This is a genomic window from Streptomyces sp. DSM 15324 (assembly GCF_001514285.1).
In the GTDB taxonomy this organism is placed as follows: Bacteria; Actinomycetota; Actinomycetes; order Streptomycetales; family Streptomycetaceae; genus Streptomyces.
Genome location: NZ_KQ949025.1, coordinates 297,490 through 312,273, shown reverse-complemented (window position 1 = coordinate 312,273; position 14,784 = coordinate 297,490). Strand labels below are relative to the sequence as shown.

Annotated in this window: 13 protein-coding genes; 6 read left to right on the top strand and 7 right to left on the bottom strand. The window is 71.3% G+C overall.

Annotation, left to right across the window (positions count from 1 at the left end; genetic code table 11):
* Window positions 1–26: 26 nt before the first annotated feature.
* On the top strand, window positions 27–755 hold the full coding sequence (locus AQJ58_RS11690; protein WP_067248499.1) for an aggregation-promoting factor C-terminal-like domain-containing protein: 729 nt from the start codon (window positions 27–29) through the stop codon (window positions 753–755).
* 122 nt (window positions 756–877) lie between these two features.
* Window positions 878–2,260: an AI-2E family transporter gene (locus AQJ58_RS11685; RefSeq protein WP_067248496.1), complete on the top strand. Its 1,383-nt coding sequence runs from the start codon at window positions 878–880 to the stop codon at window positions 2,258–2,260.
* A gap of 55 nt (window positions 2,261–2,315) precedes the next feature.
* On the opposite strand, the gene AQJ58_RS11680 is transcribed toward AQJ58_RS11685, so the two are convergent.
* The gene (locus AQJ58_RS11680; protein ID WP_067248489.1) at window positions 2,316–2,849 is read right to left on the bottom strand and encodes an alkylhydroperoxidase, AhpD family; all 534 of its coding nucleotides are present in this window, start codon (window positions 2,847–2,849) and stop codon (window positions 2,316–2,318) included.
* Between the two features lie 186 nt (window positions 2,850–3,035).
* Between AQJ58_RS11680 and AQJ58_RS11675 the strand changes: the two genes are divergently transcribed.
* The 3 genes from AQJ58_RS11675 to AQJ58_RS11665 all read left to right on the top strand — a co-directional run bounded on the left by AQJ58_RS11675 (window position 3,036) and on the right by AQJ58_RS11665 (window position 4,885).
* Complete coding sequence (locus AQJ58_RS11675; RefSeq protein ID WP_067248486.1) at window positions 3,036–3,959, top strand: MarR family transcriptional regulator; 924 nt, start codon at window positions 3,036–3,038, stop codon at window positions 3,957–3,959.
* Between the two features lie 106 nt (window positions 3,960–4,065).
* Window positions 4,066–4,452, top strand: a complete 387-nt coding sequence (locus AQJ58_RS11670; protein WP_067248484.1) for a roadblock/LC7 domain-containing protein — start codon at window positions 4,066–4,068, stop codon at window positions 4,450–4,452.
* 4 nt (window positions 4,453–4,456) lie between these two features.
* Window positions 4,457–4,885: a hypothetical protein gene (locus AQJ58_RS11665; RefSeq protein ID WP_067248480.1), complete on the top strand. Its 429-nt coding sequence runs from the start codon at window positions 4,457–4,459 to the stop codon at window positions 4,883–4,885.
* Between the two features lie 45 nt (window positions 4,886–4,930).
* Here AQJ58_RS11665 and AQJ58_RS11660 read toward each other — a convergent pair whose 3' ends face one another.
* From AQJ58_RS11660 to AQJ58_RS11640, 5 genes are all read right to left on the bottom strand, one after another.
* Complete coding sequence (locus AQJ58_RS11660) at window positions 4,931–7,267, bottom strand: FtsX-like permease family protein (protein ID WP_067248479.1); 2,337 nt, start codon at window positions 7,265–7,267, stop codon at window positions 4,931–4,933.
* Complete coding sequence (locus AQJ58_RS11655) at window positions 7,264–7,953, bottom strand: ABC transporter ATP-binding protein (RefSeq protein ID WP_067248476.1); 690 nt, start codon at window positions 7,951–7,953, stop codon at window positions 7,264–7,266. The genes AQJ58_RS11660 and AQJ58_RS11655 overlap by 4 nt, the downstream gene beginning before the upstream one ends.
* Window positions 7,950–8,474 carry a PadR family transcriptional regulator gene (locus AQJ58_RS11650; RefSeq protein WP_055633843.1) on the bottom strand — a complete coding sequence of 175 codons (525 nt, stop codon included), beginning with the start codon at window positions 8,472–8,474 and terminating at the stop codon, window positions 7,950–7,952. Before AQJ58_RS11650 ends, AQJ58_RS11655 begins: the two co-directional genes overlap by 4 nt.
* A 173-nt stretch (window positions 8,475–8,647) precedes the next feature.
* The gene (locus AQJ58_RS11645) at window positions 8,648–8,902 is read right to left on the bottom strand and encodes a type II toxin-antitoxin system antitoxin (protein ID WP_067248475.1); all 255 of its coding nucleotides are present in this window, start codon (window positions 8,900–8,902) and stop codon (window positions 8,648–8,650) included.
* A complete protein-coding gene (locus AQJ58_RS11640) occupies window positions 8,899–9,843 on the bottom strand; it encodes an SPFH domain-containing protein (RefSeq protein ID WP_067248472.1) in 945 nt (314 codons plus the stop codon). The genes AQJ58_RS11645 and AQJ58_RS11640 overlap by 4 nt, the downstream gene beginning before the upstream one ends.
* A gap of 288 nt (window positions 9,844–10,131) precedes the next feature.
* On the opposite strand from AQJ58_RS11640, the gene AQJ58_RS11635 reads away from it, so the two are divergent.
* Entirely contained in the window at window positions 10,132–12,621 is a 2,490-nt protein-coding gene (locus AQJ58_RS11635; protein ID WP_067248470.1) for a transglycosylase domain-containing protein, read from the top strand.
* A 54-nt stretch (window positions 12,622–12,675) separates the two neighbouring features.
* On the opposite strand, the gene AQJ58_RS11630 is transcribed toward AQJ58_RS11635, so the two are convergent.
* On the bottom strand, window positions 12,676–14,778 hold the full coding sequence (locus tag AQJ58_RS11630) for an ATP-binding SpoIIE family protein phosphatase (RefSeq protein WP_067248468.1): 2,103 nt from the start codon (window positions 14,776–14,778) through the stop codon (window positions 12,676–12,678).
* Window positions 14,779–14,784 lie beyond the last annotated feature (6 nt).

Genomic DNA, 14,784 nt, shown 5'->3' with positions numbered 1-14,784 from the left:
CTTCCCCCTCGAACGAAGGAATGCGTGTGAGCCGGAACTCCGCCCGGGGATTCGCGGTGGCCTCGGCCACCGCGGTCACCACCGTCGGTGCCGTCATGGGCGTGGCCCAGGCCAACACCGCACCCGGTGACGACGAGGCGCAGGCCACGGCGAGCGGCACGACGCTGCTCGCCGATCTACCGATAGGCCAAGAGGCCGAGGTGCAGACGGCCTCGCTGCACCAGCAGGCCGCCACGCAGGCCATCGCCGCGGACACCACCGCCAAGAAGCAGGCGGAGCAATCCGCCCGTCAGCAGGCGGCCAAGGACGCCGTGGCCAAGCAGAAGGCCGCCGTCGCCAAGGCCAAGGCCAAGGCCGAGAAGGAAGCCGCGGAAGCCGAACAGGCCAAGCAGCGCGCCGCGGCGGAGACCAAGTCCACCACGGCCTCCGGCAGCACCGCGAGCTTCCCGCAGCAGGCGTCGTACACCGTCGCCGAGGTCCAGGCCATCGCACGGCAGATCGTTCCGGCCGGGCAGTTCCAGTGCTTCAGCAACATCGTGAACCACGAGTCCACCTGGAACTACCGGGCCGTCAACCCCGCATCCGGCGCCTACGGTCTCGTCCAGGCCTACCCGGCATCGAAGATGTCGTCCGCGGGCGCGGACTGGCGCACCAACCCGGCGACCCAGATCAAGTGGGGCCTGAACTACATGAACGAGCGGTACGGCAGCCCCTGCGACGCCTGGGACTACTGGCAGGCCAACGGCTCGTACTGAGCCGGCGCTCAACCCCGCGCAGCCCCTCCCCGTCCATAGGTGAGGGGCCATCGCCCTGTACGGTCGACGTGCCGACGACTCCAGGGGGAGTGGTGGGGAGAGACGGGGGAAGAGGGCGGATCATGTCGCGAGTGCCAGGGTGGCTCGGCCGGCTCGGCGCCGGTCTGACCGAGATGGGTGAGCGGCTCGACGAGCGGCGTGCCGAGGTGGAGCGCGAGAGCATGCCCGAGGAGCCGGCGTTGGTGCCGGAGGCCTCGGCGCCCCGGGTGCCCTCGGCGCCCTCGGTGCCCGAGACCACCGTGGCGGCCCCGGAGGAGCCCTCCCCGCCCTTCGTGCGCCCCGATCCCGCCGAGGCCGTCCCGTGGGGCGTCCGGGTCGCCGCCGAGGCGGGCTGGCGGCTGCTGGTGCTCGCCGGGACGGTCTGGGTCCTGATCAGGGTCATCAGCGCGGTCCAGCTGGTCGTCCTGGCCTTCGTGGTCGCGCTGCTGCTGACCGCCCTGCTCGAGCCCACCGTGGCCCGGCTCAAGCGCATGGGGGTGCCCGGGGGACCCGCGACCGCCCTCACCGCGATCCTCGGGTTCGTCGTCATCGGCCTGATGGGCTGGTTCGTGACCTGGCAGGTCATGGAGAACATCGACAACCTCTCCGACCAGGTCCAGGGCGGCATCGAGGATCTGCGCCGCTGGCTGCTCAACAGCCCCTTCCACGTCACCGACAAGCAGATCAACGGCATCGCCGAGAACCTGCGCGAGGCGATCGGCGCCAACACCGACTCCATCACCTCGGCGGGCCTGGAGGGCGTCACGGTCGTCGTCGAGGCGCTCACCGGCATCCTGCTGGCGTTCTTCTCGACGCTCTTCCTGCTCTACGACGGCAAGCGGATCTGGGAGTGGACCCTCAAGCTGGTCCCGGCCGCCGCCCGCCCGGGTGTGGCGGGGGCGGGCCCGCGGGCCTGGGCGACACTGACGGCGTATGTGCGGGGCACGGTCGTGGTGGCCCTCATCGACGCCATCTTCATCGGCCTCGGCATCTACTTCCTCGATGTGCCGATGGCCGTGCCGCTGGCCGTGTTCATCTTCCTCTTCTCGTTCATCCCGCTGGTCGGCGCGGTCGCCTCCGGCGCGCTGGCGGTGGTCGTGGCGCTGGTGACCCAGGGCGTGTTCACCGCCGTGATGACCCTGGTCGTGGTGCTCGCGGTGCAGCAGATCGAGGGCCACATCCTGCAACCGTTCATCCTCGGCCGGGCGGTCCGCGTCCACCCGCTTGCGGTGGTCCTGGCGGTGGCCTCCGGCGGTCTGGTCGCCGGGATCGGCGGCGCGGTGGTCGCCGTACCCCTGGTGGCGGTGACGAACACCGTGGTGGGCTATCTGAGGGCGTACGCCCAGGAGCCGGCCCTGCGGACCTCGCCGAGGCCCCGCGGGGCGACAGCGGCGGACGTGGCGCCCGTCGCCCCGCCCGTGGGGCCCGCGACCCGGCCGGCGACACCCGAGGACAAGGCGCCCTGACCGGGGCCCGAGGACCGGGGGCCCGAGGACCGGGGGCCCGAGGACCGGGGCCGGGCTACTCGCCCAGGACGGCCTCCGCCTCCAGCGTCACCCCCACCGCGTGGACGACCGCCGCGATCCTGAACGCCTCCTGGACCACCTCACGTCCGACCCCCGCCGCGCGCAGCGCCCGCTCGTGCGCGTCCAGACAGAGCCCGCACGCGTTGATCGCGGACACGGCGACCTTCCACAGCTCGTGGTCCACCCGGGGAACCCCGGGATCGCCGAGCACGTTCGTCCGCAGCCCGGCCCGCAGCCGGCCGTACCCGGGGTCGGACAGCAGATGGCGGGTGCGGTGGAAGACGTTCGTCATCGCCATCTCGGCGGCCGCCGACCTCGCGGCGGTGTACGCCTGCGGTGAGAGGTTCGCCCGGGCGAGCGGCCCCAGCGTGCGCAGCACGACCGGGGAGCGGACCGCGATCGCGGTCGCGAGGAGCGTGCCCCAGAGCTGCTGCTCCGACAGGGCCGTACCGCCGGTGACCGAGTCCAGATTGCGCCGCAGGTCCTCGGCGTAGTCCGGCAGGGCGGACTTCAACGCGTCCAGCGACATGGCTCCCACTTTCTCTGCGTTCGGTCAAATGAACGCCGAACAAGAATATTTAAATCATCCGACAAGACAACTTCCGTCAGGTCGGGGCAGGTAGCAAATCCCCCACGGGGGCGGGCGCCCGGGCTGATAGACATTCCCCCCTCAGCAGTACGCGTCAGGCGTATGTGCGACACGTCAAGGGGAGTGATGTCGGGCTACGAGCTGCTGGCACGCGACCTGGCCGCGTGCGTGCGCGACGGTTTCACGGGCGAGCTGTGGGTGGCGGGTTCACCCGGCGGCATCTTCCATCTGCACGGCGGACTGATCGCCGCGATCGAGTCGCCCGGCGCGCCCGGTGCGGAGGCGCTGCTGCTGCGTTCCGGGCGGATCGCCGGTGAGGAGTGGGCCGCGCTGGTGCGGGAGTCCGGGGGCGCCCGCTGGCCCGCCGCCGGCCTGATCGCCCACGGCTACGCGGGCGCCGCCCAGCTCCGGGTGGTCTGCGCGATGGCCCTCCAGGACGCCGCGTTCGCGGTCGTCGCGGGCAGCGTCGACGGCTGCGAACGCGGTCCGGCCACCGGGCCGCCGCCCGCCCCGGTCGCCATCGGCGAGGCCCCCACCCGGCTGCTCCAGGAGGCGGCCCGCAAGCTCTCGGCGCTGCTCGCGATGCCGTATCCGGTACGCCCCGAGCGGGAGCGTCCGGTGCCCGGTGCCCTCTCCTGCGACGCCGACCGCCTCGGCCCCGTCCAGCGTGACCTGCTCGCCCACGCCGACGGCCGGCGCACCGCCCGCGACCTCGCCTTCCGCACCGGCCGCGGGGTCTACACCGTCACCGTGGCGGTGGCCCGGATGCTGGCAGAGGGGCTGCTGGAGTGCGGGGAGACGCCCCAGCCGATCCCGGTGCGGCTGCCGCCCGGCGGCCAGGGCGTACGGCCCCGGGAACCCGCCCCCGTCCCGCCGCAGGAGGCGGCGCCCCCCGAGCCGGCCGCCCTGCCCCGCCGCCGCCCGGGTGCCAGCGGCATCAACGAGGCCCTCGCCCCGGAACCCGGCTACCCCGAGGACCCCGAGGACCACCCCGGCGGAGGAACCGGCTGGAAGGAGTTCTTCCGGCTCCGCAATCCGACGGCGAAATAGCGGCCTGCCTTTCGACAACCCGAAAAACCCCACACCCCACGCCCCACGCCCAAACCCGACGGAAAACCGACGGTCATATGCGATCAGAATCAGGGGAGTTGCCCTCATGGACCATAAAGCCCTCGCACAGGAGATGCGCGGTCTGCGCGAGCAGGTGACCGGAATCACCGACACCGCCCTCGCCGCGGCCGACGGGCTGCTCATCGCCGCCGACACGGCCGACTCGATCGACCCGGAGGGCCTCGCCGCCCTCGCCGCGGCCGGCCTCGGCCTCGCCCGCCGTACCTCCGAGGCGACCGCCCGCGGTGCCCTGCACCGCACGGTGACCTACGGCAGCCATGGCTGCGCCGCGTTCTACGCCGTCGGCGACACCGCGCTGATGGTCGTACTCGGGGACGAGGGGATGGATGTGGAGCGCCTGCACCGGGCGACCCAGCCGACGCTGCGCCGCATCGATCTGATCCTCACCGAGAAAACCGCCGAAGGAGTCTGAAGGGATGGCGACGAAGCGTATGACCCCCGGTTTCTCCGATCAGGTGATGGGCCTGGTCAAGTCACTCCGTACCGATGCCCCCGACTGCGTCGCCTCCGGCGTCGTCGACATGTCCACCGGCATGCTGCTCTCGTACGAGACGGTCGACAACCATCCGCCCGAGGTCCTCGACCTGCTGGCGGGCGCGACGCTCGACCTGTTCCAGGGCCGCACGGTCGTCATGATCGAGGACGTCTTCAAGGAGCGGCGCGGCATCCAGAGCGACAACCACTTCTTCCAGGAGATCCTCGTCAACAGCGACAACCTCACCCACCTGTTCGTGCGGATGACCGAGCAGCAGGACGTCGTCGCGGTGGTCGTCTGCCGCAAGTCCGTCAACGTGGGCATGCTGTTCGCGCAGGTGCGCAGGGTGGTGCGGGAGTACCAGCTCTGAACGCCCGAAGGGCCCCTCGACGATGTGTCCGAGGGGCCCTCCCGCTCACTCCGTGCGCAGGCCGTCCGGCCGCATCAGCCGGATCAGCGGTGGCAGGCTCAGCAGCGTCACCAGCACCACGACCGCCGCTCCGCAGCCGGTCATCGCCAGCACGCTCGGCCAGTCCACGCTGATCGCGTTGTCCGTCATCCGCAGCAGGACCGCGCCCAGCGTGAGTCCCACCCCCAGCGCCAGCAGCAGGCCCAGCGCGATCGGGATCGCCGTCTGCCACAGCACCGACAGCCCCAGGGTGCGCCGCCGGGTGCCGAACGCGACCAGGGACGACAGCAGCTTGCGGCGGTCGCGCAGCTGCTCCAGCTGCGACACCAGCAGGCTCGCCCCGATCAGCAGCAGGACACAGGCCGAGCCGACCATCAGACCGTTGCGGATGGTGGTGTACTTCTGGTCCTTCTTGGTGGCCGACCAGGTCATGATGTAGGCCAGCGGGTCCACGTGGAAGGTGGTGTTGCGGACGTATTCGGCCGCGTCGGGCACGGACTGGTCGACCGAGAGGTACACCGCACCTCTGACCGACTTCTCCAGCGCCTTCGGCAGCGCGCCCGTCGTCAGCGCGAAGCCACCGCGCTGCAGGTTGCGGGGGTCCTCGACCGAGGGAACCTCCCGGATTCCCGCAGGGACGGTCCAGACGCTCTCGGGGCCGTTCTTGCCCCATCCCTCGATGTAGAGCTTCGTGCCGGGCTTGTTCAGCTTCGCGGAGTCGGTGTCGTAGTCGGCTCCGTTCAGGACGAACATGTCGCCGTCCTTGCAGGAGGGCAGCTTCGCCACCTCGCGCAGCGCGTCACAGTCGCCCACGGTCAGCTCCGAGCTGATCTCCGGGCCGTTCTCGCTGTTCCAGGAGGAGTTGCCGAAGTAGCCCTCCCACAGCGCGGTGACCTTCGTGACGCCCTTGGTGTCGGCGAACTTCCGGGCGGTGTCCGCCAGCGGGACGCCCTCCGGCACGCTCACCTGCAACTGTGCCCGGCGCAGATCCTGTCCGGTGGCCTCGGTGTAGTCGGCGTCGACCCCGGCGAACAGCATCTGCAGGGCGATGGCCCCGGCCACCGCCACCGCGATGCCGTTCACCATCCGCGCAGCCGTACCGCTGCTCAACTGAAGTCGCCGTACGGCCAGTTGCCAGGCCACACCGCCGGAGCCGAGCCGGGCCACGACCGTCTCCACGAGCCAGGGCAGCAGGGCCGTGACCCCGACCAGGAGCAGCAGCACGCCGCCCGACACCAGGTACTGGTTGAAGGCACCGTTGTCGCGGCCCTGGCCGATCATCGGGTAGAGCATCGCGAGACCGCCCACGGGCAGCAGCAGCCGCCACCACAGCCGGCGCCGGGTGGGCCTGGCGGTGCGGACCACGCCGAGCGGTTCGATGACCACCCCGCGCAGGGCGAACAGCGTGACCAGGACGGCGGCGGCGGGGACCGCCAGCGCGACCAGCGCCGCGAGCAGGGGCGAGGGGTCGAGGTAGCTGGGCCAGGCGCTCATGCCCAGCACCTCGACGGATCCCGCCACCTGGCGGCCGATCAGGAAGAAGCCGGTGCCGGCGACCAGGCCGAGCAGGGCGCCGGCCATCGCCTCGCCGGCCGCGACGCGCCGGGTCATCCAGCCGTCGGAACCGATCAGCCGCAGGGCCGCGAGCCTGCGGTCGCGCCGCTCGCCGCCGAACCGCACGGCCGCGGCGATGAACACGGCGACCGGCATCAGCAGCACCACGATCATGACGAGGATCAGCAGGACCAGCACCGGGTCCGTGTCCTGGTGCGACGGTCTCGGATTCCCGAACGCCGTCAGCCGGGTCGCCCCGTTGCCGTCGAGGTACGCGGCCAGCCCGGAGCCGCCCGCGTAGTAGGCGAGTTCCTGCGAGCCGATCAGCCCGCTCTCCCCGATCGTCCCCACGATCCGGTACGGCAGCCGCTCCCGCAGCAGCGCCGAGCCGTCGGCGGCCAGCAGCTTCTTGAGCGCCGGCGAGACCAGCATCGTGCCCTTGGCCGGGTACGCGTCCACCCCGGGCGGCCGCGGGGCCCCTGGCCCCTCGGGCTCCACCAGCCGACCGCGTACGTCCTTGCCGCGGAAGGTGGTGTCGGTCTCGACGAGCAGCAGCGTGTCGTCGCCCCTGGGCGGCACCTCCCCGGAGAACTGCCAGTCCAGCCGGGCCTCCTCGCGCGCGTGCCGCACGGCGAGCGCGTTGGGGATCGCGGTCGTCAGCAGCAGCACCGCCACCCCGAGCCCCACGCCGACCGCGGTCAGCGCGGCGCGGATCCAGCCCTCCCGGCCGCCCGTGAAGGCGAACCGCACCCCCAGACCCAGATCGCGGCCCCACTGCCTCGCGTTCATACGACCCGCTCCATGTCCCGCGACTTGCCGTCCCGTACGACGATCTCGCGGTCGGAGTAGGCGGCCACCCGTGCCTCGTGCGTCACCAGCACCACGGCCGCGTTGGCGGACCGGGCCGCCTCGGTGAGCAGCTCCATCACCCGCTCGCCGTTGAGCGAGTCCAGGGCGCCGGTCGGCTCGTCGGCGAAGATCAGCCGCGGGCTCGTGACGAGGGAGCGCGCGACCGCGACCCGCTGGCCCTGCCCGCCGGACACCTCACCGGGCCGCTTCCGGGCCAGGTCGTCGACCTCCAGCCGCTCCATCCACCCGAGGGCGGTGCGCTCGGCCTGCTTGCGGGAGGTGCCGTTCAGCCGCAGCGGCAGCGCCACGTTCTCCACACAGGTCAGCTCCGGCACCAGCTGGCCGAACTGGAACACGAACCCGAACTCCGTGCGCCGCAGCAGACTGCGCCGGGCGTCGTTCATCGTCGCGAGCTCCTGGCCGTCGTACCGGATCGAACCGGAGTCGGGCGTGACGATGCCGGCGAGGCAGTGCAGCAGCGTCGACTTGCCGGACCCGGACGGGCCCATCACCGCGACGACCTCGCCGGGGTGGATGGAGAACTCGGCGCCGTCCAGCGCCATGGTCGGCCCGTACGCCTTCTTCAGGTCCTCGGCGACGAGCAGGGATCCCCCGGGAGCGTTCACGCGGTCACCGTGGCCTTCAGTTTGTCGAGGCGCGCGGCGGCGAGTTCCAGCCAGCGCAGGTCGGCCTCGAGGTGGAACAGGGCGTGGTCGCAGATCAGCTGGTCCGCCAGATCGCCCTTGCGTTTGCGGTCGGTCAGGATGCGCATGCTGCGCAGGTGCTCGGCCCGCTGGGTGTCGAGGATGTCGGCCGCGTCGCGCGCGGTCAGCAGGGCGAGGACGACCTTCGTGTACAGGGTCGACTGAAGGTACGGCTCGGGCTTCTCGGGCGTGGCGAGCCAGCGTTCCACGTCGGTGACGCCGGCGTCGGTGATGGCGTACCGCTTGCGCTCGGGGCCGCCGCCGGCCTCGATGCCGTCGACCTCGACGAGACCGTTCTTCAGCAGGCGCGACATCGTCGAGTAGACCTGGCCGTAGTGCAGCGGCCGGTCGTGACCGAACTTCTCGTCGAAGGCCCGCTTCAGGTCGTAACCGTGACGGGGCCCGGACTCCAGGAGTCCCAGGAGGGTGTGACCGATGGACATGGGAAGGACTGTACACGCGGTGTATACCCGGTGTGTATACACGGAGTGTGCAGGTGCTCGCGCGGGGTGGGAGAGCGCAGGTGGGGGCTGATTGTCACCGTTCTGCCACAGCCGACCGGCACCCTCCGGGGGGTGCCCCGGGGGAAGTTCGAGGGCGGGCGGGGCGAGGCCCTTCAGGCCGACGGGGGCCTGGGGCCGGAGCCGCCGGGGGGCCGGCCCCGACGGGGAATCGGTCCGGCCTCGCCCGGCAGTCGCCCGGCCTCCTTGAGGGCCCTGCGCAGCAGGAACTCGATCTGCGCGTTGGCGGACCGCAGCTCGTCCCCGGCCCACCGCGCCAGCGCGTCGTACACCGTGGGGTCCAGCCGCAGCAGCACCTGCTTGCGCTGCGGCCGGCCCTGTGGGGTCGAACCCCCGGAGGGAACCGTCACTGGTACAGGGTCCCCGTGTTGAGCACGGGCTGCGGCGCCCGGTCCCCGCACAGCACCACCATCAGGTTGGACACCATCGCCGCCTTGCGCTCCTCGTCCAGTTCCACGATGTCCTGCTCGGCGATCCGGGTGAGCGCCGCCTCGACCATCCCGACGGCCCCGTCCACGATCTCCCGCCGCGCCGCGACCACCGCGCCCGCCTGCTGCCGCTGGAGCATCGCCGAGGCGATCTCCGGAGCGTACGCGAGATGCGTGAACCGGGACTCGATGATCTGTACGCCGGCCGCCTCCACGCGCGCGTGCAGCTCCGCCGCGAGCTTCTCGGTGATCTCCTCGGCGTTGCCGCGCAGCGAGAGCCCTTCCTCGTCGTGGGAGTCGTAGGGGTACTCGATGGCGATGTGCCGCACCGCCGCCTCGGTCTGGGTGGAGACGAACTCCAGGAAGTCGTCCACCTCGAAGACGGCCTGCGCGGTGTCCTGCACCCGCCACACCACCACCGCGGCGAGCTCGATCGGGTTGCCGTAGGCGTCGTTGACCTTGAGGACGGCCGTCTCGTGGTTGCGCACCCGGGTGGAGATCTTCTCCCGCGAGGTGAAGGGGTTCACCCAGCGCAGCCCGTCCTCCCGGATGGTGCCCCGGTAGCGGCCGAAGAGCTGGACCACGCGGGCCTCGCCCGGCGCCACCGTGTTCAGCCCGCACATCGACAGGAACGCGGCGAGGCCTATGAGGATGCCGCCGACGATCAGCGCGGCCTTGCCGCCGGTCGCGGTCACCGTGGTCGCGGCGGCGATCATGCCGCCGCCCGCCAGCAGTCCGACCAGCCCGGCGAGCAGCGCGAACCCGCCGCCCACGCTGTGGGCCGGGAACTCCTTGACGTGTGGCGCGGGCAGGGCGGGCGCGAGGTCCGAGGAACTCTCCGTGGAGAGAGGAGCTGTGGTCATGGGTGATTCCCCCCGTTTGTACAGGCATGGCCAGGTTCGCACCGGCCACGCGTAAGCATCGGTCTAGCTAAGTGATATCACTTTATGAGCGATTGGCAACCCCCGGAGCGTTCCAGTCGTCGAACGAGGTGACGTGGTGTGCCGGTTTCCCGGTGGGGTGCTGATTCTCACCCCCTCCGAACGCCGGACCGAGGCCTCGTCGGCACAGTCGACGGTGTTAGCTTTCTGAGCTGACCTGCCTCCAGTCACGGGTGTGACTACCGAGTACGAAGCGGAGCGAGCGGACTCATGGGACGAGCGGACGAGAGACGAGCGCGGCAGAGCGGTGGCCGTCGCGCGGCGCCCAAGAACCGCTCCCCGCGGAGGGAGGCCCCGCCGTCGCACGGCGCGTCGCGATCGGCCGTGGAGGCCCCCGAAGCCCCCGAGACGACCGAGACCCCCGACGCCGCCGGCGCTCCCGCACCCGGCGGCCGCGCGGCCGCGCGCAGGGCCGCCGCCGGGAAGAAGGGCGGCCGTGGCGTCAAGGCCGCCAAGGGCGGCAGAGGCGGCAAGAAGGACAAGAGCCTCATACGCAGGATCTTCACCTGGAAGAAGATCCTCGGCGCGTTCCTCCTCATGACCACGGCCGTCGTCGGCGCCCTCGTCTGGCTGTACGTCAGCACGCCCATCCCCGCAGGCAACCCCGACGCCAAGCTCCAGAGCAACGTCTACAAGTACGCGGACGGCTCGATAGCCACCCGCGACGGTGACGTCAACCGGGAGAACGTCGACCTCGCCAAGGTCCCCAAGGCCGTCCAGCACACGTTCGTCGCCGCCGAGAACAAGACCTTCTACAACGACTCCGGCGTCGACCTGAAGGGCACCACCCGAGGCATCCTCAACACCCTCATGGGCAAGGGCGCGCAGGGCGGTTCGACGATCACCCAGCAGTACGTCAAGAACTACTACCTGAGCCAGGAACAGACCGTCACGCGCAAGCTGAAGGAACTGATCATCTCGCTCAAGCTGGACCGGGAAAAGGGCAAGGACTACATCCTGGCCGGCTACCTCAACACCAGCTACTACGGCCGCGGCGCCTACGGCATCCAGGCCGCGGCCCAGGCCTACTACCGCGTCGACGCCGACGAGCTCAACGTCCAGCAGGGCGCCTACCTCGCCGCGCTGCTCCAGGCCCCGAGCCAGTACGACTGGGCCGTCGCCACCGACACCGGCAAGCGGCTGGTCAAGAACCGCTGGAACTACGTCCTCGACAACATGGTCAAGCAGAAGTGGCTCGACAAGAGCGAGCGCGAGAAGATGACGTTCCCGGAGCCCCTGGCGCCGAAGGCCGCACCCGGCCAGGAGGGCCAGACCGGCTACCTGGTGTACGCGGCCAACGTCGAACTCGCCAAGCAGCTCGTCGCCACGGGGATCGCCAGCGATTTCGAGTCCGCCGCCGCCCTGGTCAAGAAGGGCGGCTGGAACATCGAGCTGAACATCGACAAGAAGAAGCAGAAGGCGCTCGAGACGGCGGTCAAGGAACAGCTGACCAGCAAGCTCGACCCGAAGAAGCGCCCGGTCGACGGTGACGTCCAGGCCGGCGCGGTCTCGGTGGACCCCAAGACGGGCGCCGTGGTGGCGATGTACGGCGGCAAGGGCTACACCGAGCACTACGTGAACAACGCCACCCGCACCGACTACCAGCCGGCCTCCACCTTCAAGCCGGTGATCCTCGCCGCGGCCTTCGACGAGAACGCCAAGACGCAGGACGGCGACGACATCACCGCCAACACGCTCTACGACGGCACCAGCAAGCGCCCGGTCGTCGGCAGCGACATCGGCTTCGCCCCGGAGAACGAGGACGACCAGGACTACGGCGACGTCACCGTGCAGACGGCGCTGAACAAGTCCATCAACTCCGTCTTCGCACAGATGGGTGTCGACGTCGGCATGGACAAGGTGCTGAAGGTCGCGAAGGACCTCGGCATGGACACCAAGGACCTGAAGCCGGTGCCGGCCCAGACCCTCGGCACCATGGGCGCGAGCCCCCTGCAGATGGCCGGCGTCTACGCCACGCTCGACAACCACGGCAAGAAGGTCACCCCGGCGCTGATCAAGTCGGCGACGAACAGCGACTACCCGTCCTTCAAGCACACCGATCCCATCGGTGAGCAGGTCATCGACCGGGAGGCCGCCGACTCGGTCACCTCGGTCCTCACCGGTGTGGTCGACGACGGTACGGCCAAGAAGTCCGTACGGGACAACCCGCTGCGCAAGGGCCAGAAGGTGGCCGGCAAGACGGGTACCTCCGACAGCAACAAGTCGGCGTGGTTCACCGGCTACACCCCCGACCTGGTGACCTCGGTCGGACTGTTCGGCGAGAAGGCCAAGACGGGCGCCCAGGTCACCCTGACCGGCGCGACCACGGGCCTGACCACGGTCGAGGGCCGTATCAACGGTGGTGGCTTCCCGGCGCAGATCTGGGCGGCGTACACCTTCGGCGTCTCCACCAAGGTCACCAAGTTCGACCTGGAGACCAAGCAGGGCGCGGCGGTCCAGACGGCCTCCCCGTCGCCGACGGCGTCCCCCTCGTCGAGCCCGAGCCCCTCCGACACCCCCACGGCCACGAACACCCCGACGAGCAAGCCCACGACCGCGCAACCGTCGCCGAACAACACCCCCACGAGCACGCCGTCGCCCAACGAACCGACCGGCGGCGCCACCACGCCACCGGCCTCGGACGAACCGACAGCGGACCCGACGGACCCGACGGACCCCTTGAGCGGCAGCGGCCAGTAGGCACACGAAGAGAGGGCGCCCGGCACACGCCGGGCGCCCTCTCTCGTACTCCACCTACGACCGGTTCAGCTCGAACCACACCACCTTGCCGGTGCTGAGCCGCGTGGCCCCCCACCGCCGGGCCAGCCGGTTGACCAGATACAGCCCGCGACCGCCCTCATCGGTGGCCCGGGCCTGCCGCAGCCGCGGCAACTGAGGCACGTCGTCGCCGACCTCGCACCGCAGCACATCGGTCCGCAGCAGCCGCAGGGTCACCGGCCGGGAGGCATACCGCACCGCATTGGTGACCACCTCGCTCACCAGCAGCTCCACGGAGTCGCTCAGATCCTCCATGCCCCACCGGGACAGCGCCCGCCGGGCCAGCCGCCGGGCCCGGCCCGGTGCCGCGTCCTCGGGCTCCAGGAACCAGTACGCCACATCGCTCGGCGCGATCCCGTCGAAGCGGGCGGCGAGCAGCGCGATGTCGTCGTCCCGGTCGCCCGGCCCGAGCATGTCGAGCACCTCGTCGCACAACGCCTCCAGCGGCGGCGGGTGATCGGGTCCCGTGAGCTGGGCGGTCGCGGCCAGCTTCTCCCGCAACTGCTCTATCCCGGTCGCCACGTCCCGCAGCCGGGACTCCACCAGGCCGTCGGTGTACAGCAGCAGCGTCGCCCCGGCCGGTGCGTCCAGCTCCACCGCCTCGAAGTCCACCCCGCCCACGCCGATCGGCGCCCCCGGCGGCACCCGCAGCACCTCGGCACGGCCGCCCAGGTGCAGCAGGACCGGCGGCGGATGGCCGGCGTTGGCGATGGTGATGCGGTGCGAGACCGGGTCGTAGACGGCGTACAGACAGGTCGCCATGCGGTCGGAGCCGAGCCGCTGCGCCTGTTCGTCGAGGTGGTGCAGGACCTCCTGCGGCGGCAGATCCAGCCCCGCGAGGGTCTGGGCGGTCGTCCGCAGCTGGCCCATGATCGCGGCCGAGGTCATCGAGTGCCCCATGACATCGCCGACGACCAGCGCCACCCGGCTGCCGGGCAGCGGGATCGCGTCGTACCAGTCGCCGCCCACCCGCGCGGTCTCGGCCGCCGGCAGATAGCGCGAGGCGAGCCGTACGCCGGTGGGCCGGGGCAGATGCTCCGGCAGCATCGTGCGCTGGAGTTCGTCGGCGATGTACGCCTCGCGGTCGTACAGCACCGCCTTGTCGATGCCGAGCGCGCTGTGCGTGGCCAGCTGGGCGGCGACCAGCAGGTCGTCGTTCTCGAACGGGAAGCGCTCCGGGCGGCGCAGGAAGACCGCCGCGCCGATCACCCGGCGGCGGCCCCGCAGCGGGGCCAGGATGGCCCGCTGGCCGCCCGGGACGACCAAGGTGCTGTCCTCGCCGAGGAGTTCCGGCAGCGCGGCACGGGCGGCCGGGCTGTCGGCGAACACCGGGCGCACCCCGCGCAGCACCTCCGCGAGCGCCCCGCCGGGCCGTACCTCGCACAGTTCGGCGATCGCGGAGGACAACTCGGCGTTCAGCTCGGAGGGTTCCGGAGGCGGCAGGGCGAGCGCGGCGAAGCCGGTCTCGGTGTCGCGCTCCTCCGGGATGCGGTCGGTGCGCCGCAGCCGCAGCATGACGCGGTCGGCCACCGGGCGCTCGTCGCCGACCGGCAGCGGATCGCGCAGGTAGACGAGGATCGCGTCGGAGAAGGTCGGCACGGTGGCCCGGCACAGCCCCATCACGATCTCGTCGAGGTCCAGACCGCGGGCGATCCGCCGGGTGGCGGCGCCGACGAAGCGCAGCCGGTCGCCGTCCCGGCGCATCGGCGTGGGACGTCCGGGCGTCACCCCTTGCCCCGTACGGCGTTCGGAGCGCATGTCACCGCCCGGCTGGGCCGGGATCGACTCGGGCGCCGGACGCGGCCGGTGGCTGTCGGGTTCGGCTCCGGTCGCCGGCTGTGAGTGCTCGGCCTGTGAACCGGCCGGATGCGTTCCCTGGGCACTCTTGTTTCCCTTGCTGCCCTTCCCGCTGGTGGCACATGACGCGGTGGTGCCAGGGCCGTCCTCCGCGCGGCCCTGGGAGGCGGCGGGAGGTAAGGCGTCCGAGGCGTCCGGGGCCTGGGTATGCAGGAGCGCCCCGCGGGCTTCCGTGGGGTCGACGCCCTGGGGGCGTTCGTAGCTGGTGGGCTGCTCCGTCACGCGTGT